The organism is Marinilabilia sp., from assembly GCF_016278715.1.
In the GTDB taxonomy this organism is placed as follows: Bacteria; Bacteroidota; Bacteroidia; order Bacteroidales; family Marinilabiliaceae; genus Marinilabilia.
The window spans coordinates 1-21,436 of sequence record NZ_JADQBH010000149.1 but is presented as its reverse complement, the minus strand read 5'-3'; the positions used below and the strand labels follow the sequence as shown (position 1 = coordinate 21,436).

Annotated in this window: 17 protein-coding genes and 1 pseudogene; 11 read left to right on the top strand and 7 right to left on the bottom strand. The window is 43.7% G+C overall.

The window, feature by feature from the left end; genetic code table 11:
* Both QZZ43_RS09700 and QZZ43_RS09695 read right to left on the bottom strand, forming a co-directional pair.
* A pseudogene (locus tag QZZ43_RS09700) lies at window positions 1–885 on the bottom strand (RNA polymerase sigma-54 factor); the annotation flags it as partial.
* 116 nt (window positions 886–1,001) lie between these two features.
* Complete coding sequence (locus QZZ43_RS09695; RefSeq protein ID WP_291858376.1) at window positions 1,002–1,523, bottom strand: hypothetical protein; 522 nt, start codon at window positions 1,521–1,523, stop codon at window positions 1,002–1,004.
* A gap of 272 nt (window positions 1,524–1,795) precedes the next feature.
* Between QZZ43_RS09695 and QZZ43_RS09690 the strand changes: the two genes are divergently transcribed.
* From QZZ43_RS09690 to QZZ43_RS09665, 6 genes are all read left to right on the top strand, one after another.
* Complete coding sequence (locus QZZ43_RS09690; protein WP_291858374.1) at window positions 1,796–2,278, top strand: YkgJ family cysteine cluster protein; 483 nt, start codon at window positions 1,796–1,798, stop codon at window positions 2,276–2,278.
* A 108-nt stretch (window positions 2,279–2,386) separates the two neighbouring features.
* The gene (gene porQ, locus QZZ43_RS09685) at window positions 2,387–3,415 is read left to right on the top strand and encodes a type IX secretion system protein PorQ (RefSeq protein WP_291858371.1); all 1,029 of its coding nucleotides are present in this window, start codon (window positions 2,387–2,389) and stop codon (window positions 3,413–3,415) included.
* A gap of 88 nt (window positions 3,416–3,503) precedes the next feature.
* Entirely contained in the window at window positions 3,504–4,226 is a 723-nt protein-coding gene (gene cmk / locus QZZ43_RS09680; protein ID WP_291858368.1) for a (d)CMP kinase, read from the top strand.
* Between the two features lie 86 nt (window positions 4,227–4,312).
* The gene (locus tag QZZ43_RS09675; protein WP_291858366.1) at window positions 4,313–5,209 is read left to right on the top strand and encodes a 4-hydroxy-3-methylbut-2-enyl diphosphate reductase; all 897 of its coding nucleotides are present in this window, start codon (window positions 4,313–4,315) and stop codon (window positions 5,207–5,209) included.
* A 20-nt stretch (window positions 5,210–5,229) separates the two neighbouring features.
* Window positions 5,230–6,210: a 6-phosphofructokinase gene (gene pfkA / locus QZZ43_RS09670; RefSeq protein ID WP_291858364.1), complete on the top strand. Its 981-nt coding sequence runs from the start codon at window positions 5,230–5,232 to the stop codon at window positions 6,208–6,210.
* A 136-nt stretch (window positions 6,211–6,346) separates the two neighbouring features.
* Window positions 6,347–6,967 (top strand): ACP phosphodiesterase, encoded by a 621-nt coding sequence (locus QZZ43_RS09665; protein ID WP_291858362.1) that lies wholly within the window; start codon window positions 6,347–6,349, stop codon window positions 6,965–6,967.
* On the opposite strand, the gene prmC is transcribed toward QZZ43_RS09665, so the two are convergent.
* Complete coding sequence (gene prmC, locus QZZ43_RS09660; protein WP_291858359.1) at window positions 6,926–7,786, bottom strand: peptide chain release factor N(5)-glutamine methyltransferase; 861 nt, start codon at window positions 7,784–7,786, stop codon at window positions 6,926–6,928. The two genes, QZZ43_RS09665 and prmC, sit on opposite strands and share 42 nt — an antisense overlap.
* 32 nt (window positions 7,787–7,818) lie before the next feature.
* Between prmC and ribD the strand changes: the two genes are divergently transcribed.
* Both ribD and cls read left to right on the top strand, forming a co-directional pair.
* Window positions 7,819–8,880: a bifunctional diaminohydroxyphosphoribosylaminopyrimidine deaminase/5-amino-6-(5-phosphoribosylamino)uracil reductase RibD gene (ribD, locus tag QZZ43_RS09655; protein WP_291858358.1), complete on the top strand. Its 1,062-nt coding sequence runs from the start codon at window positions 7,819–7,821 to the stop codon at window positions 8,878–8,880.
* 244 nt (window positions 8,881–9,124) lie between these two features.
* A complete protein-coding gene (gene cls / locus QZZ43_RS09650) occupies window positions 9,125–10,585 on the top strand; it encodes a cardiolipin synthase (RefSeq protein WP_291858356.1) in 1,461 nt (486 codons plus the stop codon).
* A gap of 48 nt (window positions 10,586–10,633) precedes the next feature.
* On the opposite strand, the gene QZZ43_RS09645 is transcribed toward cls, so the two are convergent.
* The 3 genes from QZZ43_RS09645 to QZZ43_RS09635 all read right to left on the bottom strand — a co-directional run bounded on the left by QZZ43_RS09645 (window position 10,634) and on the right by QZZ43_RS09635 (window position 17,330).
* Complete coding sequence (locus QZZ43_RS09645) at window positions 10,634–11,587, bottom strand: pyridoxal-phosphate dependent enzyme (RefSeq protein WP_291858354.1); 954 nt, start codon at window positions 11,585–11,587, stop codon at window positions 10,634–10,636.
* A 133-nt stretch (window positions 11,588–11,720) separates the two neighbouring features.
* Complete coding sequence (locus tag QZZ43_RS09640) at window positions 11,721–14,015, bottom strand: sodium-translocating pyrophosphatase (protein WP_291858353.1); 2,295 nt, start codon at window positions 14,013–14,015, stop codon at window positions 11,721–11,723.
* Between the two features lie 294 nt (window positions 14,016–14,309).
* Window positions 14,310–17,330 carry a basic secretory protein-like protein gene (locus tag QZZ43_RS09635; protein WP_291858350.1) on the bottom strand — a complete coding sequence of 1,007 codons (3,021 nt, stop codon included), beginning with the start codon at window positions 17,328–17,330 and terminating at the stop codon, window positions 14,310–14,312.
* Between the two features lie 97 nt (window positions 17,331–17,427).
* On the opposite strand from QZZ43_RS09635, the gene QZZ43_RS09630 reads away from it, so the two are divergent.
* Window positions 17,428–17,922: a GNAT family N-acetyltransferase gene (locus QZZ43_RS09630; RefSeq protein ID WP_291858348.1), complete on the top strand. Its 495-nt coding sequence runs from the start codon at window positions 17,428–17,430 to the stop codon at window positions 17,920–17,922.
* A gap of 166 nt (window positions 17,923–18,088) precedes the next feature.
* Here QZZ43_RS09630 and QZZ43_RS09625 read toward each other — a convergent pair whose 3' ends face one another.
* Window positions 18,089–19,108: a phenylalanine--tRNA ligase subunit alpha gene (locus QZZ43_RS09625; protein WP_291858346.1), complete on the bottom strand. Its 1,020-nt coding sequence runs from the start codon at window positions 19,106–19,108 to the stop codon at window positions 18,089–18,091.
* A 274-nt stretch (window positions 19,109–19,382) separates the two neighbouring features.
* Between QZZ43_RS09625 and QZZ43_RS09620 the strand changes: the two genes are divergently transcribed.
* Both QZZ43_RS09620 and QZZ43_RS09615 read left to right on the top strand, forming a co-directional pair.
* Complete coding sequence (locus tag QZZ43_RS09620) at window positions 19,383–20,036, top strand: response regulator transcription factor (protein ID WP_291858343.1); 654 nt, start codon at window positions 19,383–19,385, stop codon at window positions 20,034–20,036.
* 347 nt (window positions 20,037–20,383) lie between these two features.
* Window positions 20,384–21,436: membrane lipoprotein lipid attachment site-containing protein (locus tag QZZ43_RS09615; RefSeq protein ID WP_291858341.1), on the top strand; the 1,053-nt coding region annotated here is incomplete at its 3' end.

Sequence of the window (21,436 nt, the reverse complement as noted above, 5' to 3'; positions counted from 1 at the left end):
GCTGATCCGCAGTTCGGGTACATTCCGGTTGTTCAATGACAAGTTGGGTTTGCCGTCTTCCACATCCAGAATAAAATCGGGAATAATATGCTGAACCGTTTTGGTTACCGGATTGCTGTATGAACTTCCCGGCTTGGGATTAAGATGCAGCACCTCTTCCAGAATATCCTTGAGTTCCCCGTCTTCCAGGTGCATCCGCTTCTCAATTTTATCGTAATGTTTCCGTGTAAACTCATCGAAATGATGCTTTATCAGATGATGGGCTTTCGCCACCATTGGGTCGTCATGGTTTTTGCGGTCGAGTTGCAAAAGCAGACATTCTCTCAGGTCGCGTGCACCGACTCCGGGAGGATCAAAATCCTGAACCATGCGCAAAACATCCAGTGCCTCCTTTTCATCCACCTCCACATTTTGGGCAAAAGCCAAATCATCAATCACCTCATCCACTTCTCTTCTAAGGTAGCCGTCTTCATCAATGTTTCCAATGATATATTCAGCAATCAGGGCCTCACGTTCATTCATAATTCTCAGACCCATCTGACTCACAAGGTGTTCATGAAAAGTTGTACCCGACGAAAAAGGTACATCTTCCTGCTTATCGTCTTTTGAAAAGTTGCGGGAGCTTAACTTATATGCCGGAATATCTTCATTCTGAATATAGGCATCAATAGACATCTCATCTTTTTCGCTGTCTGTTTCGGTACTGGTATCTTCTTCATCAGGGTCATGAGAATCACGCTCAAGTTCAAGCACAGGGTTTTCTTCCATCTCCTCTTTAATTCGCTGCTCCAGCTGAGTAGTAGGAATTTCTAAAAGCTTAATCACCTGAATTTGAAGAGGTGAAAGCTTTTGCAGTAATTTCTGTTGTAAACTCTGTTTTAACATTCCCTGATTCCGTTTAAAAGGACGAACTCACCCATCACAAATACCGGGCCCGTCTTTCACAAAATTACAGTAAATTCGGCAAATCAGGAAACATTAGGAAGTATTTTAGACGTTTTCTACGACTTTAAAGAGCGGCGAATCAATTCCTCAACAACCTTATCCATCTTCCTAACAGCCCTTGAACCATAACTCGTATAGCCCGATATCGGAAAATAGTGAATATCAATTTTGCTGTTGTCCTTATCATATTTTAAAAAAGCGCCGGCGCCCCAAGACAACATAGTAAATTTTCGTCTCAATTTCAATGTATTTTCTCCCTTGCCGGTAATAATATGGTTCTCACCTGCCAACTGCAGAAATTGTTCGAAGTCAAAACGATCGGCATCAATGCCAACCTCTCGGTGACTGGTGTCCTTAAAAACGGGAGGTGTTCTTTCATCGGAATCAAGATATTTTAATTTTCTCCTGTAAAAAAAAGAGATCACAACAGCCGTAATTGCAACGGCTATTATCATACTATCAAAAGAGTCTGTGGCTTCCTCCCAGCCATAAGTAATCCACAAAATCGACAAGAAAAATGCCACTCCTAAAAACAATGCGCCGATTGATGTTAACAGGAAAATTCGGTAGGTTTTCATAAAAATAGGTTAGATGTTTAATATTCAGCACTAAGATAAAAAGGACAACTTGTTTTACAAAAAATCTTTTAATATTTGCAGATTTAAAAACATTTAAGGGTTTGTAATGAAATAAAATCACAGATTTAACGAAGTTATTTTGCTCTTTACCGACTTAAAAATACTGCGAATAGCGAGCTGTTTGATGGATTTTCAAGAAAGTTAAAGGGCAAAAGAACAAGTTTAAAGCGGCAAGTGATCTCGGCACAATCCCAAGGCACATAAGGAAAATCATGGATTTAGAAAAATTCAAAGAGGAATCTCAAAACCGCTCCAGGGCTAACAAAGCGTTACTGGAGAAACTGCATCGCCGGAAACAAAAAAATCTGGATGATGTAGTTCATCAACTACACCACGACGCTTTCGATCACACTGACTGTCTGAAGTGTGCCAACTGCTGCAAAACCACCAGTCCCATTGTCATTGACCGAGACATTGACCGCATCGCAAAGCACCTGAAGATGAAGCCGTCACTGATGATAGAGCAATATCTTCACCTGGATGACGACGGCGATTATGTGTTTCGTGAAACCCCTTGTCCCTTTCTGATGCCCGACAATTACTGCACGATTTACGAAGTTCGTCCCCGGGCCTGCAGAGAATATCCACATACCGACCGGGCACGTTTTCATCAGATATTGAAACTCACCTGGCGCAATACCCTGGTTTGTCCTGCTGTTCTGGAGATTGTGGAAAGGCTAAAAGGAAGTCTTTAACCTGAATTCCTTATTTTATCCCAATTTCTCCGATTTATTCTAATTTTGCTGACAATAAACCAATTGTTCAAGCCGTTTGTTTTTTGAGCATACCAGATATATCAGCCAATGGGACTTAAAATATTATCCTCTGTTTTCACTTTTTTACTGATATCCGGCTCTATTTCTGCCCAGCAGGGCGGGGAGTCCTTGTTCGGAATTTTGCATCTGACGCCCTCGGCCCGGATGAATGCTCTGGGAGGACACCAGGTAGCTCTTTCCGACAATGACCCATCGCTGGCTTTATTCAATCCTGCTCTGGCCGATTCTTCACTTCATAAAAATGTATCGCTTGGTTTCTCTCCCTATATCGCAGACATTAATTACGGTTATGGAAGTTTTGCCTACAACCTGCCCGGAACGGGAACTTTCTTTGGCGGCATCAATCATTTGGGATATGGAGATATAATTATGGCTGATGAGAACGGAGAAACTCAGGGAAGTTTCGGTGCTTCAGAAACGGTTGTTTTTCTGGGCTATTCAAAAAAATTATCTCCCCGACTGACTGCCGGGCTAACCTTCAAGCCGGTTTTCAGCACCATCGAGACCTATAATTCCTGGGGGTTAGCATTCGATGCGGGCGTGCATTACAATCATCCCAACGGGCGGTTTCATGCCGGTGCATTGCTGAGAAACGCCGGCCGACAAATCAGCTCCTACGGCGCAGCGTCAGCAGAATCACTGCCTCCCGACTTGCAGGTGGGATTTTCCACACAACTGGCCCATGCTCCATTCCGGTTTTCCCTAACCGCCCGCGACTTACTTTCCGGCTCGCTGGATTATGAAGTACCTGAAAACGACTACGGAATCAACGTTCCACAGCCCGAAAGTGCCAATGCTGGTTTTGGAGACCAGCTACTGCGACACCTTGTTTTTGGCGTAGAGTTTCTTCCATCCAGGAATTTTTATGTGGCTGCCGGATTGAATCCCCGACGCCGTCAGGAACTAAAAGTCGATTCAAAAGTCTCAACGACAGGCTACTCCTGGGGATTTGGCTTCAGAGTCTATAAATTCCATTTCGCCTACAGTTCGGCAAGGTATCATCTGGCTTCCTCCTCCAATCATTTCTCGATTACTACGAATATCTCGGAGTTTTGAGTTTTGGGTTGAGAGTCTTCGACCGGGAGCTCGGCCTTAATTTCTTCTCATTATCACTATCTTTGTAAGGCACTTCTAAAAATAAATTATGAATAAAAATATTCACGACCTGATAATTGCCATCGACGGGCATTCATCCTGTGGTAAAAGTACAGTGTCCAAAGACTTGGCCCGGCTGCTGAAGATTGCCTACATCGACACAGGGGCGATGTACAGGGCTGTTACGCTATATGCACTCCAGAACAACCTTATTGCGGATGGGAAAATTGATGAAGAAGGCTTAAAAGCTTCACTTGATGAAATTGACATCCGCTTTCGCACAAATCTGAACAAAGGAACCAACGACACTTGGCTCAATGGCAAGAAGGTAGAGGAAGAGATCAGAAACCTTGAAGTAAGCAACAACGTGAGCCAGGTTAGTGCACTGGGGTTTATAAGAAAGAGATTGGTGGAACTGCAACAATTAATGGGAGAAAAAGGGGGTGTGGTACTTGACGGGCGCGACATAGGTACCGTAGTTTTTCCAAATGCAGACTTGAAAATTTTCATGACCGCTGAACCTGAAATCAGAGCGCAACGTCGATTCAACGAGATGAAAGCCAAAGGTCAAAACCCATCGTTCAAGGAGGTTCTGAAAAATGTAAAAGACCGAGACCAGATGGACAGCACTCGCAAGGAAAGTCCGCTCAAACAGGCAGCGGATGCAGTAGTGCTGGACAACAGCCATCTTTCCCAAAAGGAGCAACTCGACTGGATACTTGACGAACTTACAGAAATGGGAGTCAGTTTTGAAGCAGTTTACAGAACTTGAAATAAAAATAAGTTGAGAACTACTTCAACCCAATTCTCCAAAATATTTTTTTCTGAACCAATCATCTTTAGAAACATTCTACTTTCATGGATCCTTCTGCAAACACAAAGAACGAACAACCTCTCCACGTTGAGATAGATGACAAATCGGGATTTTGTTTCGGGGTAGTGCGCGCTATTTCAAAAGCAGAAGAAGAGATTGGCAGCAACGGCACCATTTATTCTCTGGGCGACATAGTCCACAATGACCTGGAGGTGGGTCGCCTCAGCAAAAAAGGGATGCAAACCATCGACCACAAAGATTTGGAGAAGATGAAGGAAGGGACAGTTTTTTTCAGGGCCCATGGAGAGCCGCCCGAATCGTATCAGAAAATCAGGAAAAATGGTCTGAAACTGATAGATGCCACTTGTCCGGTGGTGCTAAAATTACAACAGAAAGTACGTGCCGCATACGAGGAAATGAAAGAGAAAAACGGTCAAATTGCCATTTACGGGAAAATTGGACATGCAGAAGTTAAAGGACTCTCGGGGCAAACCAACCATGAGGCCATCATTCTGGAGAAAGAGGAAGATGTAAGGCTTCTTGACCCGAACAAACCGGTAGTTTTGTTTTCGCAAACCACCAAAAGTCCTGAGGTCTTTAAATTAATAGCTGAAGCCATAAAACGAAGAGCTCTGGGGGATGTTGAAGTAAAAATTAACGATACGATTTGTCGTCAGGTATCCAACCGCACCCCTCATTTACAAGAATTTGCCCGCAAACACGAAGTGGTGATTTTTGTGGGTGGCGCCAAAAGCAGCAATGCCCGATCGCTTTATCAGGCCTGTTTTGCCATCAACCCTCAGACACATTTCATCAACAGTCCCGATGATTTACAACCCTTGTGGTTTGCCTCCGGCCCCAAAAGCACAGGAGTATGTGGAGCTACTTCAACCCCTGTATGGTTGATGGAGAAAGTGGCGGAAAAAATCAGAACGTTTTAAATAATTAAAATTACGAAATTATGAATTCCATAAAAACTGTAGGCGTATTAACCTCAGGGGGCGATGCCCCCGGGATGAATGCAGCCATTCGCGCAGTCGTGCGAGGCTGCATCTATTACAACCTGAAGGTTTTCGGCATAAAGCGTGGTTACCAGGGGATGATTGATGACGACATGGAAGAGTTGCAGTCCAATTCAGTAAGTAACATCATCCATTTAGGAGGCACTATGCTCAAGTCGGCTCGTAGCATGGATTTCAGAACAGAAGAAGGTCGCAAAAAAGCGCTTAAAAACCTAAAGACCCGAGGAATTGACGCATTGGTAGTAATCGGCGGAGACGGCACTTTTACCGGAGCGCGCATTTTTGGCGAAGAGAACAATTTGCCGATTGTGGGAATCCCAGGAACCATTGACAACGACCTTTTTGGTACGGATTACACCATAGGGTACGACACGGCACTGAACACAGTGATAGAGGCTGTGGACAAAATCCGGGACACTGCAACCGCCCATAGTCGGCTGTTCTTCATTGAGGTAATGGGTAGGGATGCCGGCTTTTTAGCACTACGAAGTGGCATTGCATCCGGCGCCGAGGCCATTTTGGTTCCCGAAATCAAAACCAATTTCGATCAGCTGGAACTTTTTCTGCAAACAGGTTTTAGTAAAAAGAAAACCAGTAGTATTGTTCTGGTATCGGAAGGAGATGAAATTGGAGGAGCTCTAAAAATTGCCGAACAGGTTGGAAAAGATCATCCCGAATACGATGTGCGGGTAACTATCCTGGGACATATTCAGCGGGGGGGATCACCATCGGCTTTCGACCGTGTTATTGCCAGCAGGCTAGGCGTTTCAGCCATTGAATCGTTGCGCAACGAACAGAAAGATGTGATGGTAGGTTTGGCCAACAACAAAGTTGTACTAACACCCTTTGGAGAAGCCATTAAAAATAAAAAACAACTAAATCCCCAATTACTAGAAATAACAAAAATTCTCTCTATTTAATTGTGGTTCGGGCTCAAAAGTAAAATAATTAAGCCATAGAAACATCACACCTAAGGAACACGACGTCAAATCATTCCTGAACAAGCCACTATTTTCCAAATTAAAAACAAAAGTCCTACTGTACTGTTGAAGAAACATGAACTATCTCGCACACTTATACTTATCGAATGACGATCCCCGGGTAATGGTTGGTAACTTTATTGGCGACCATGTGAAAGGACGCCGATACACACGCTACTCGAGTGGTGTGCAGACAGGAATTCTTTTACACAGGCATATCGATTCATATACTGATGCCCATCCGGTATTTCGCGAAAGTGCCGGTATTTTCAGAGATGGTTATCGTCGATATGCCGGTGTAGTTGGAGACATTATCTACGATCACCTTTTGGCTGTTCACTGGAACAGGTATTCCGGCCAATCACTGGAACATTTCGTGAACAAAGCCCACCTGACTCTAATGCGGCATTATTTCGTTTTGCCCCCCAGAGTAAAACAATTTTTACCTTTTCTGATAAAAAGCCGGCGCCTGGAAAACTATCAGTCATTTGAAGGAGTGGAACGAACATTACGAATCATGTCGGCAAATTCATCTCTTCCCGACCATACTGATTTTGCTTTAAAGCAACTGGAAAATCATTATGAAGAGTTGTCCCAACAATTTAACCGGTTCATGGAAGACATGATTGATGCTTCCAATGCATTTCTGGAGATTTCAGGCAGGGCCACAAGCTTTGAGCATACGGGAATTTCCTGACAAATCTTTTCGAAGTTCCATTTCACGAAACCCTATTTCGGCGAGAAGTCTCAATGTTTTCTGTCCCATGTCACGATTGATTTCAAAGAACAACAATCCATTGACGGCCAAACTTTTTGCGGCCAGCTCCGTTATTTTCCGATAAAACAGCAAAGGGTCGCTGTCTTCCACAAAAAGTGCCAGATGGGGTTCATAGTTCAGCACATTTTCTTTCATCAACTCCTTTTCCGAGTCCCGGACATAAGGAGGATTACTCACGAAAATGTCGAATTGTTCCATTTCTTCCGCAGTAACCTGTAATACATCTTTTTGCTCAAAAGAAACAGACACCTCATTTCTACCCGCATTTTTTTTAGCAACCTCCAATGCTTCGGGTGAAACATCCCAAGCTGTAACAGAAGCCCCGGACAGGTGTTTGGCAAGAGCAATAGCAATACATCCGCTGCCGGTACCAATATCAAGAATACGTACCGTCTTGCCCGGCTTTACACTTTCTATTATCCATTCCACCAACTCCTCCGTTTCGGGACGGGGCACTAAAACTGACGAATTGACTTCAAAAGGGAGCCCAAAAAACTCCGTTTCTCCCAGAATATATTGAATAGGCTCGTGGATTTTTAATCTTTCCAACGCCTTTTGAACAAATAAGTGGTCAGAAACGGTTAATTTTGTATCATCACGAAGCATCATATCGGTTTTTGACCAGCCGTGAAGGTGATCAAAGATGAGCCAGACAAACTGAAAGGCTTCATGCACGTTGTAAATTTGTGAAAGTTCTTCTCTGAATTGACGGATGGTATCTTTTACGGTTGGTTGCATGATTACTGGTTTGAAAATGTAAAAATAGAAACATGAAAGCACAAAGCCAAGACAAAATATATATGCAGCGATGCATAGACCTGGCAAAAAAAGCGGAAGGCAATACCTATCCCAATCCCATGGTTGGGAGTGTCATTGTGCATAACGGAAAAATTATCGGAGAAGGATATCACCGGAAAGCCGGAGAGTCCCATGCCGAAGTGAATGCCATCAATTCTGTTAAGGATAAATCCTTACTCCGCGACGCAACTTTGTATGTTAATCTTGAGCCTTGTGCCCACTACGGAAAAACGCCGCCCTGTTCCCTGCTCATCCGTCAGAAAAAAATTCCACGTGTAGTGATAGGCTGCACCGATACCTTTTCCAAAGTTGCAGGCCGCGGCATTGAGATGCTTCGATCGTCCGGAGTGGACGTAACTATAGGAGTGCTGGGACAGGAAGCCCGGGAGCTCAACCGTCGGTTCTTTACTTTTCACGAACAAAAACGTCCCTATATTTTACTAAAATGGGCTCAGACGCGAGACGGCTATCTGGACATTGACCGTACAGTTTTGGACGAAACCCGTCCAACCTGGATTACCGACGAATGGGCGCGACGAATGGTACACAAGTGGCGTAGCACTGAGCCATCCATCCTGGTTGGAACAGTCACTGCGCTCAAAGACAATCCATCGCTGACTGTCCGTAACTGGTCGGGCCCTCATCCGTTGCGTCTTGTACTGGACCGCTTTGGAAAATTACCGCATACACTCACCCTTTTCAACGGAAAGACTCCTACTCTGGTATTTTCAGAAGAAGGCACCCCGGTTTCTGAAAATGTTGAGACCGTTTATCTAACCGACAGTGAAAATCCATTATTGGCTGTCCTGGAAGAACTTTATCAAAGAGGCATTCAATCAGTCATGGTCGAAGGCGGCGGGATATTGCTCAATGCTTTTACTGATGCCGGTTTGTGGGACGAAGCACGCGTATTTGTCGGTGAAAAATGGTTTATTTCGGGAATTGAAGCACCGAAAATCAGGCAAAAACCTGATGCATGGGAAAAGTTTGGCAACAGCCGTTTGTTTATTTACCGAAACAAAACGTTATCTTAGGTTAGATAAAAGGTTTTGAAGCATATAAGAAAAAATGGGTTAGCTATTAGCTCATGGCTCGTAGCTCTCAGGAGCCCAAAAACAGACGGAAGCAGGAGTGCCGGACTCGTTGAAAGCCAAGGGCAGAGACGAAACCGAGCCACCACTTATGAAAACATAAAAAAACCCATTTTGTGACATAACCAAAGAGCCTAAGCAGACGTATAAATAATATCTGTTGAATGAATTGTAAATAATTAATCTGTTGAACTCCTTTTTTGCCAACAACATTTTGCCTTTTATTCTGGCAGGATACGCGGTCAGCATTCTGGTGGTGGTTATTCTGATTGTGCTTGAGAACCGCAGTCCGTTGAAAACCATCTCCTGGGTTTTGGTGCTCCTGATGCTTCCTGGATTGGGTTTCATTTTATACATTTTTTTTGGTCAGAACTTTCGCAAAGAAAAAATAATTGCCCGTAAAGGTCTGCGCAACCACCACCGAATCAATTATCTTGCTCATTCACAAATCACCCAACTGGCTGATGGCAGTATGGGGGGGGATGATATCGCCCGTGAGCCAACCGGAATTGTGCGATTATTGCTCAACAATAGCAGTGCGGTGGTAACCACCGGGAATGAGGTAACCTTTCTGCACAACGGCACAGATAAATTTGAAGCCCTTATCCGGGAACTGAAAAAAGCAGAACACTTTATCCATTTGCAGTATTACATATTTGCCGAAGATAAAATTGGCAATCAGGTTAAAGAAATTTTGAAAGACAAGGCCCGCCGCGGCATCGAAGTCAGACTCATTGTAGATGATGTAGGCAGCTGGGAGTTGAAAAGACCGTTCTTTGAAGAGATGCGGAATGCAGGAATTGAAGTTTATAGCTTTTTACAGGTACACTTTCCGTTGTTCACCAGTAAAGTTAATTACCGAAATCACCGAAAAATCGTTGTAATAGACGGTCATGTGGGTTTCATTGGAGGCTACAACATCGCCGACCGATATAAGGATGGAGATATCGACTCTTACGGAATCTGGCGCGACACCCATATTTTGATTGAGGGTGATGCGGTAAACAGCCTGCAAAGTGTATTTCTGATTGACTGGTATTTTGTGAGCCAGACAGAACTGTCGGATCCCAAATATTTTCCCCAAAACAAACCGGTCAGCAACAAAGTAATACAGATTGTTGCCAGTGGCCCGGACTCCGACTGGCCCGGAATTATGATGGGCATCTTCCAGACCATCGTTACCGCCAAAGATTACGTCTTTATCGCCACGCCCTATTTCATGCCCAGTGAAGGGGTGCTGCTTGCACTGAAAATAGCAGCGCTCAGCGGTGTGGATGTACGCATTATCATCCCTGAAAAAAGCGATGCCTTTATCACACTGCTCTGCTCCCGCTCTTACATTAGAGAAATGCTGGAGGCCGGTGTTGAGATACATTTCTATCAAAAAGGATTTTTACATTGCAAGACACTGGTTTCGGATGACCGAATCAGTATTGTAGGCTCGGCCAATATGGATTTTCGAAGTTTTGAACAAAATTTTGAAGCCACCGCTTTCATCTATGACAAACCCACGGCGATAGAAATGAAAAAGACATTTCTTCAGGATCAGGCAGACAGTGAAATAGTATTGCTGCCTGAGTGGGTTGACAGGTCACCTGTAGAAAAAGTGAAAGAATCCTTTGCACGCCTCTTCAGTCCACTTCTTTAAGGCATAGCACAGGATGAACCTGATATTATTAACTGCCAGTTAAATTTGTTACAACCCCTTCGTGAGTTTCCGAAACAAGGTTTCCGTGATATTTCCACCACTGATAATCATCCCAATCTTTTTCCCTCTGAACATTTCTCTGTTTTCGGTGATGGCTGCCAAAGGCACTGCCGAAGATGGCTCAGCAAGAATACCTCCCTGTTTGCGCAGTAAAACCATTGCAGCTCTGATAGAATATTCCCTTGCGGTAAGAATTTCATCCACATACTGAGAAATTATCTCAAAGTTGATTTTCCCCAAAGAAGTTTTCAACCCGTCGGCAATGGTCTTCGGATTGTCTGACGGAATTATTTTCCCCGCTTTCAATGATCGGCAGGCATCATCAGCCTCCAATGGTTCTCCGGCAATAACGAGTGTCTCCGGAGATATATTTTTTGTGGCAATCGCACTCCCACTAAGCAATCCGCCCCCTCCCACAGGAGTCATCAGGACATCAAAAAGACCGGCTTCCTCAATGAGCTCCATTGCTGCCGTTCCCTGTCCGCAAATTACATCATAACAATCGTAGGGTGGAATAAAAACAGCTCCGGTTTTAGCAGTAACTTCATACAGTGTATCTTCCCGTGCCTGAAGAATAGGTTTACAAAAAGTGATTTGACCGCCAAATTTTTTAACATTCTCCACTTTCACTTCGGGGGCATTTTCGGGCATCGCAATATAGGCCGGAATACCCCGGTTCTTAGCTGCCAGAGCAAGTGCAGCAGCATGGTTACCTGAAGAGTGGGTGGCCACTCCCTTACGGGCTTCCTTTTCGCTGAGATTTTGCACAGCATTGGTTGCACCCCTAAATTTAAAAGCCCCGGCCTTTTGCTGATTCTCCAGCTTAAACCAGATCTCTGCATCCAGCATCCGGTTGAGCGAATCGCTGGTAATCACCGAAGTACGCGTGATGAAGGGAGCTATGCGCTCACGGGCCTTGAGTATGTCTTCGAAGTAGGTCATTTTTTTTCCATGAAAAAAGGTACACCCAAAGATGTACCTTTTTATTTATATCAGAAATAATTTCTGTAACATTCCTTTAAAACCAACAGGACAATTATAAATCTTAAATGCCTTATATGGTTTAATATTTTTATTAAAAAATAGAGAAAGCCACAGTAAGACCAGCCATTACCACAGAAACCATGGTCATCAATTTGATGAGAATGTTTAGAGAAGGGCCGGAAGTATCCTTAAAGGGGTCTCCAACAGTATCACCAACAACACCGGCGTGGTGTGCTTCGCTGTTCTTACCTCCAAAATTTCCTTTTTCAATATATTTTTTAGCATTGTCCCAGGCACCCCCTGCATTGTTGAGCATAACAGCAAGCGTAAAGCCGGCTGTTAGTCCTCCTGCCAGCAAACCAACCACTCCGGGAACGCCAAAAATAAGTCCCACAACAACAGGAACGGCAATGGCAAGCAATGAAGGAAGAATCATTTCGCGCTGAGCGCCCTTGGTTGATATTTCCACACAACGGGCATAATCAGGCTTACTCTTACGCTCCATAATTCCGGGAATCTCCTTGAACTGACGTCTAACTTCATCAACCATTTTACCTGCAGCACGCCCCACAGCTTTCATGGTCATTGAACTAAACACAAAAGCCATCATAGCACCAATAAAAAGACCACCCAAAACCATCGGGTTAAAAAGAGACAAGTCATAAGCAGCTGAAAAATCACGAATACCGGCAGCTGAAATCTCCACGGCTTTCTGACCCTTTTCCACAATAGGCTCCGGGTTATCTTTCAGATAGAAAATATAATCCCCTACCTGCTGAATACCTTCAGTCGATGCTTTAGCCAGTTTTCCGAGCCACAAGCGCACTTCTTCAATATAGGCAGCCAACAAAGCCATTGCCGTTAACGCGGCCGAGCCTATTGCAAAACCTTTACCGGTAGCGGCAGTGGTATTACCAAGCATATCGAGGGCGTCGGTACGCTCACGTACTTCAGGAGGAAGCTCAGACATTTCGGCATTCCCACCAGCATTGTCGGCAATAGGCCCAAAAGCATCAGTCGCAAGAGTGATTCCCAATGTGGAAAGCATTCCCACCGCTGCAAAACCAATTCCATAAACACCCATGGCAAAGTTTTCAAATCCACCTGCAAAAGCAAACGAACCAACAATCCCCAAAACAATAGTTACAACAGGAATCCAGGTAGAGAACATCCCAACGGCAATACCTTCAATAATGGTTGTAGCAGGCCCCTGCAATCCCTGGCGGGCTATCCCTTTAGTGGGGGCATATTCATCGGAGGTAAAGTATTCTGTTCCCTGTCCGATAATGACACCGGCCAACAGACCAACCACTACAGAACCGAAAATGCCCCAGGTAATCCAATTCAAATATACCAATCCTGCCAGAGCTACTAATATCATAAATGAACTTCCTCCGGTTCCCAAAAGCAGAGAAGTAAGCAGATTTTTCTGGGTAGCCGTTTCCTTGGTGCGTACCAGGAATATTCCGGCAATGGAAAGCAAAATACCAACCGCGGCCACTACCATAGGGGCCATAACCACCTGCATTTGCTCCGTTCCCGTGAGGGCCGGAAGGGCAGCTCCCAATGCGGCGGTAGCCAAAATCGAACCACAATAAGACTCATAAAGATCCGCGCCCATACCGGCAACATCTCCAACATTGTCACCAACGTTATCGGCAATGGTTGCAGGGTTCCGTGGATCGTCTTCAGGAATACCGGCTTCAACTTTACCAACCAGGTCGGCACCCACATCGGCAGCCTTGGTAAAAATACCACCACCCACACGGGCAAAGAGTGCCTGGGTAGATGCTCCCATACCAAAAGTCAGCATAGTAACGGTAATCTCAACCATCTTTTCTTTCTCGGTAATGCCCGGATGTACAAAAGTCAGCCCGGCCCAGTCGAGCCCGGTGACCATATTTTCGGGTGTAAATACAATTTCATTCAAAAACCAAAACCACATAGCAATGTCAAGTAAGCCAAAACCTACAACAACCAACCCCATAACCGCACCACTTCGAAATGCAATTTTCAGTCCCTGGTTCAGAGATTTTGAGGCACCCTCAGCAGTACGGGCTGACGCATAAGTGGCGGTTTTCATACCCAGATAACCACAAAGGCCCGAGAAAAAACCACCGGTAAGAAAAGCGATGGGTACAAACGGGTTCTGAACTTTCATAAAAGCCAAAACAGCCAACAAAATTACCAACACCACGAATACGAGGGCAACGACCCTGTACTGACTTCTAAGATAAGCATTGGCTCCATCACGTACGTGACGGGCGATTTCTTTCATGGTATCGTTGCCTTCGGAATTCTTCATCATCTGTTTGAAGAAATACCAGGCAAAGAACAGCGCTATCAAGGAAGCAACAGGAACAAGCCAAAATACTGGATTCAACATAGTTTAAAGATTTATGGTTAATTATAAATACTGATTCTGATGTGTTTTTGTTCTCAGTCTGTATCTGGTCCAAAATCAACCGGAAATATTAGCGCTTCATAAGCTCCCACACCTCCAACCTGCTATCTATCAATCACTCTCCCGTCTATTCGAAAACCCGTTAATTTTTCCAATTCTTGACTTAACCTTAAAAAGAAAAAAATCAGGATTTTCTAAATAGGCCAAAACAGCCGCAAGATAAAAATTTTATTGACTACTGATTTATGGGAGATGTTAATTTTTTAGAGGTCGTTTTTACCAACCGGGAAAAACATTGAACCCAAACTGACCGTTATAGAAGCGTTTCTGGTGATAGGGAAATGCGAGATAGGGCTCCACCACAATAAACCCGAAAAAATTCAACCTCAACGACATCCCAGTACTGAAGACGGGGATTCTGCGCTCATCAGAATCCGTAGTGAATGCCAATACAGGACTGCTTTCTGTGTCCCAAGCAATGCCGGCATCAACGAACACTGCCAGCTCTGAAAAAATGATGGACGAACGGAACCACGCAAAGTCAAATGGGCCGGAAAAAGGCATACGCCATTCGAGGTTTGAGATAAGCAGATTGTTTCCAATCAGATGTTTGATGCCAATGCCCTCGTGATTCTGAGTGCTGTCCACATAAAATTCACCCGTATCATAGCCCCTGACCAGCCATGGATAGCCTACAAACAACCGGGTCATACGCCTGGTATTGCGGTCGGCACCATGACGTCCGTAATAATACAACCGATAAGCAAAACTAAAGGGCCGAACAAATTTATATCTACGGAAATCAAGCAGAAAAGCATGAGCGTCCACCCCGTTGAAAAATTTTTCTGCCTGAAAGCGAGTACGACTGCCATCTACCGGCGATGCTATGCCAGAGCGGGAATTATCAAAAACATAGGCGGCATCCACTCTTCCAACCCAGTAGCTTTTGGGAGCATCAATGCGCCTTCCCGTTTCATTGTAAGTAGGATAGTAGGAACGGATATTTTCAATTTTCTCGTAGCGGTAGCTATAGCGGGCCATGGAAACACCGGACTCTATTCGGGTATTCCTGCTCAGTGGTAAATAAGAAAACACCGCCCCTTTGTCCTGAAAAATACGGCGGCTGAAATAGACCAGCTCCTCCTCTTCCTCTTCTCCCTCATAAGAATAATAGCCCATCCTATAAGGGATATGTGAGAGGCTTACCCCTGTTTTGATGCGCCGCTTCTGGTTGAGCAAAGCCACCTGCCCCCCAAAGTCATATATCTCCCCGTTAATGCTGACCCCTCCATAAAGAAGATTATACCCCAATACATCACTGAAAAGCGCCTCAATACTTCCGGCCATACCGGTGCCAAAGCGGCCGGTCATCACTCCTGCCGCCATATTGCCCACATAGTCCAGTTTGAAATTACTTTGGGGTTCAGCATTTTCCATGGTTACCTCTTCGTCACCATTAAGAACACCTCTATAAATAAGATTCTGGTCAACCATAGAAAACTGCTCCGAATAAGGAGCCAAACGGGCAGCTCTGTAATCGAAGGACTGAGAAGGAATAGGATGCCCCTGATGTAATAATTCTTTCAAAGGAGCCTTAATTATCTGAAATTCTCCGGATTTAAGCATGGAATAGTAAAGAGTATCCCGCGCCATGCTCAGGGCGGGCGACATTTCGGTAATACCCATGATTCCGGTGGCATAATTGGTTATCCTTTTTATGTTTCCTGATGATACATCCAGCGCATATAAGTCGCGCCTCCCGTTAACATTTGACAAAAACAAAACCTGACCAGCATTCACCGGTAGGGGGTTCAGGTTTTTGGCACCAGAAAATGTATTGAATATGGATGTTTCAAGGGTTTCGATATTCAAACGGGCAATATTGAAATTTCCGGGAAAGAAAAGGGATTGATCTGGTTCTGCTTCATCAGTAATATACCAGAGCCACTGCCCATCGGCCGACCAGGCGGGCTGCATCGCTGCATGTGAAGACCGGGTAAGAAACTGAAAATCGTTATCAGCCAAACTAAAATAGCAGAGGTTACTGACACCCTTAATCATTCCGCTAAAAGCGATTCCGTTGCCATCGGGTGACCAGGCCGGTCCCGAGACAGCATCAAGTCCGGGTTGAAAAATTGTTCGGTCAACCTGCTTCTTTTGAACATCATAAATCAAAATTACAGATTTACCCTTTTGATAAGCCACAAAAGCAAAATAGCGATTGTCAGGCGACCACGAGCCGGCAGTTTCGGTGTATTCCAGAGCATCGATATCGGCATTGCGAGAACTGGTATATATTTTAGAAATAACCTCTCCGGTTCTGGCATCAGCCAAAAACAAATCCAGCGAATAAACATCTCTCTCCGACAAAAATACGATGAATTGTCCATCAGGACTCACTGCGGGAGAAAGATTAAACATTCCAGAATTCCCGGATGAAAACAGCCGTTGGCCAATCATCGTATAAGTACTGTCATCAGCTGTAACCAGCTGGCGTATTAAGGAGCTTTTCCAGGCTGCAGAGAGTGAATCAACCGTAATGCTCAGTTGCTCTTCTATGGCACTTTGATATCCCTGAGTTGCGGAGGCAACAAATAGTCTGCGGATATACTGTTCTCCATATCGGGAGGCGATATACGACCAGAAAGCCTGGCCAAACCTATATGGCGAATATTTGGAGTAATTCCTCAACTCATCCAGCGTGGGAAAATTATTACTTAGCAATGCATCACGCATCCATACAGATGTGTAGGCATCACTGTTGCCAACAGACAGGTATTCGGCCATTCCCTCAATCATCCACAACGGCACCCTGGAAATGGCACCGAGGCTCAAATCACTGCTCTCCTCAATAATATGATACTGAAATGCATGAACCAGTTCGTGCCCCAGCACATGCGAAGTCTGATAATCGGAAAAGGAGAAAGGCAAAATCACCCGTCGTTTCAGCCCCTCCGTTACGCCACCGGTTCCCACACCAATATCACCCATAACAGCGGTGGTTTGCTGAAAATCGGCATGATTGCGATACATGATAATAGGACTCGGAGTTCGAAAAGTGTCCACCAAAATCTGCCGGTGGTAACCATACCATTGTTCGGCCAGGCTACCCACCAGACGGATCCGGGCAGAATCATCCAGATAATGATAGATATCAAAATGGTCGGTCTGCGACAACAAAAAATCAAACGACCGGTAGGAAGGTTTATTTTTCCCAAAGTACTGCGCATTAGAGTTCTCTGCAGAAATCCACAGAAACAAAACGCACACCAATAATATTTGAGAAGTCCGGGTCATCTGTCCACAATATTAAACTGCTCATTAAGTTACGAAGAAATGGGGGCAAGGGTTCAAAAAGTGGAAGAAAAAGTAAAAAACCAGTATATTGCCCCGGATGAATCAAAAATTTAGAATCCGCGAAATTGCCTCAACAGAAATTCATCTTCTGGAAAGCTTTCTGTACGATGCCATATTTATTCCCGAAGGAGTTGAAAGACCTGATAAAACTATTATCAAGATTCCGGAATTAAACACTTATATAAAGAGTTTTGGAAAAGATACCGACCATTGTCTGGTCGCTGAGACTAATGGAATTCTCATCGGAGCTGTCTGGTCAAGAATTTTTCCGGAAAGCGAAAAAGGTTTTGGCTATTTGGATTCAGAAACACCTGAATTATGTATGTCGGTAAATGAAAAATTCCGCAAAAAAGGAGTTGGAACCAGCTTATTTCTGGCTATTCTAGAAAAACTAAAAACTCTAAAGTACCAAAAAGTGTCTTTGAGTGTGGATAAAATAAATTATGCTTTCAAACTATATCAGAAATTTGGATTTGAGGTGGTAAGGTCGAATGAGGAATCTGTAACGATGGTGAAGAAACTGAAGGGATAAAACCTGTTAAAACAAAACCCGCAAATCTGCTAAGATATGCGGGTTTCTAGATTGTTATGGTATTTTAATTTACCGTAAGCAAAAAAACCAGATTGTTTACCAATCGAAAAAGACTGTTCCAAAAAAGAGAGTAGCGCATTAGTCCGCCTATTCCTGCAATTACAATTTACGATTCAGCCCTGAACTGCTCCAGAAAGCGTACATCGTTCTCGAAGAAAAGCCGGATGTCGTTAATTTGATACTTCAACATGGCAATGCGTTCGATTCCCATACCAAAAGCAAAGCCGGTATATTCGTCGGAGTCAATTTCACAATTGGTCAACACAGCAGGATCAACCATTCCGCATCCCAGAATCTCTACCCAACCGGTGTGTTTACAAATATTACATCCTTCTCCGCCGCAAAGGGTGCATGAAATATCCATCTCGGCCGATGGCTCGGTAAACGGGAAATAAGACGGACGTAAACGAATTTGCGTATCCTGCCCGAACATTTCTTTAGCAAAATAGAGCAGCGTCTGACGCAAATCAGCAAATGATACATCCCTGTCAATGTAAAGTCCTTCCACCTGATGGAAAATACAATGCGCGCGGGCGGAGATGGCCTCATTACGAAAAACCCGTCCCGGAAAAATGGCACGAATAGGAGGTTTCTGGTGCTCCATGGTGCGAATCTGAACGGACGAAGTATGGGTACGCAACAAAATATCAGGATCCTGATTGATAAAGAAAGTATCCTGCATATCCCGTGCAGGGTGTTCGGGAGGAAAATTCAATGCTTCAAACACGTGCCAGTCGTCTTCAATTTCAGGTCCTTCAGCAACAGAAAAACCGATACGGTCGAAAATCTCAACAATCTGATTGCGGACAATCGACAACGGATGGCGTGTTCCCAAAGGCATGGCACTTCCCGGCAAGGTAAAATCGGTAGCCCCGGAAGTCAGTTTAGACTGCTCAAATTGTTCCTTTAATTGATTGATAGATTCCTGGGCTGCATTTTTCAATTCGTTAATGGCTTGCCCAACAGCTTTCTTCTGGTCGTTTGGCACATCTTTAAACTCATTGAAAAGCTGGGGAATAATTCCCTTTTTACTGATATATTTTATCCGCAGTTGTTCTGCCTCTTCGGCAGTTTCGGCAGTCATATTTTTTACTTCTTCCAGTAAATCTTTAATCTTATCAAGCATTGGTTATGATTTTTGGAACAATTTTGAATCACAAAAGTAATAATTTTTTCTACCTGAAAATATTAACATCCCGAAATAAAAGGTTTATGAAACTAGCAATTTCAAATTTGAATTGGCACACCTGACAATAAAAGTGAAACTAAAGCCTCACTCTTATCACAAAGCGATAGCATTCCTTCTTAACCCATTAAAAAAAGATGCAATTATGAAATAAAAGTCTTACATTATATTGTTTGTCAAGAAACTCAAATTCAATGTTTCAAAAAGAATTAATATGAAAATCAGGGTTGATATATTGTTCCGTCACCAATTATGGGGGGATGCCCTACAATCTTTGATTAATCAAAGTGACCCTTTTTTAGTCCAACATGTTTTTCCCGTCACGAAAGGCACAATTCCTGAATTCACCAGACCTTCACTGATTGTTTTTGAAATATTACACCTGGATCCTGACGTTCTGGAGATTATCCGAAATCTCAAAAATTCAGGTCATCAGGTCATTCTGGTAGGTTTTCTAAGCACAAATACCTTGTTAAATGAAACACTGGATTCGGGACTTGATGGCTATGTTCTCAAAACCAGTAGCCAGGAAAACCTCATGATGGCGTTGCATGAAGTCAGTCAAAATAAAAAGTATTTTTGTTCTTCAATCGCGGAAGTCTTAAACAATCAGCTCCATTCTCACCAGAACAACGGCAAAAACGATCTAACTGGAAGAGAAAAAAAAATTTTAAATGCATTAATTGAACTTAAAACCCCAAAACAAATTTCGCAGACGTTCCATATCAGCGAATCTACTGTCAGAACACATCGAAAAAATATCATGCGAAAAATAGGAGCCAAAGATGTACTTTCCTTATTGATGTATGCCTGTTCTGAAGGTCTTCTGTGTCGTGACAAAAGCGACCCATGCATTAGCGGACAATGAAGACAATATTATCCTTTACCCATTATTGGTAGGTTTCCTCAACGTTTTTGGTATTAAAAACCAACAGATATAATATTGATATCGGCGTTGCATATCCTTAAATTTATAAACATAAAGTTCCTATGGTTATTTTGCACTAGGTCGTTTTAAAGGACATTTTTATCTAAATTCTATTGATGAAGCGCACATTTTCTGCTGTAATATTTCTCCCGGGATCAGCAGAGAAGAATCTCATGAACGCTTGTTTTCAGGATTTCCCACAAATTCCGGAAACAACTCTTCGGTTTTTTTCCGACCAATTAATTAGGTCTTAACAGGGTAAAATCCATTTTACAAAAACTTGAAAAATGAAGAAATTACTTTTTCCATTTTTGCTTATTTTGGCAATTCTCAGCGGTTGTCAAAAAGGCAGAATGTGGGCCGATGAAGACATCGATAGCGATAGACCAGACTGGGCAAACGGGAATACCAGTCAGAACCCTCACATCAAAAAAAATGATGAAAGCGGAACCTCCAGAGGTGGAGACTATGGAGACCTTTACGTACTGCTACGAGACGAAAACGGGAAGCCTGAGATGATTGAAATTGAAGGAGAATGGTACGTACGTCCTATTGATGCAAATGGCCTGCCACTTGAACTTGATTTAGAAGGTGAACTCTTGTTTCCTGAATTGGCCACTGCAGTCGAATTTGGAAGACTAAACATTGTCCGGTCACCACAGGATGTATTAGATCAGGCTTTTGAAGAAGCCATGAAAACACTTACTGCTCCAAACGCTGTGATCACTTTAGATTTCTGCGGTAGATTAACCTCCACTTATGACCTTTGGAGCGAAGGGGAATTGACCCGATATACAAAAACCATAGATTCTCCGCGGGAGAACATGGCTCTTTATCAATACCTGTTGAAATGGTTATTTAAACCAACCGATGACGGGCCAAACCGGCTTGCATTCCTGGGGCAAGAACCCTATAATTTCAACCCTCTTGACCTGGCAACAGCTTGTCTGGCTGCAGGATCGGACAAGACAGGGACCATTACCCTCGATGAAATGATCTACATCAACGGATTTGCAAATGTCTGGGGCGTTAATCCTCTGGTTAATGAAAATGAATACAACTTCCAGGGAGAACAAAAGTTGTACTTCAATTTCACGGATTATGATGGGATGGGTGCCACCTACACTTACAACCGCATGAAGACCTTCAAAAACAGATACATTCAGTTCTTAGTCTGGAACAATGTATATTACCCAATCGATGAGAATGGTGTTTCCGCCAGTCCTGCAATTTTTTCTATTGCAAACTATTTTGAAACACACGGGCTTTTTACAAAAAGATGGGGGACTGTGGAAAGTGTTGACGCTGCCAAAGGATTTGCGCTTGCGGCAGACGATGCC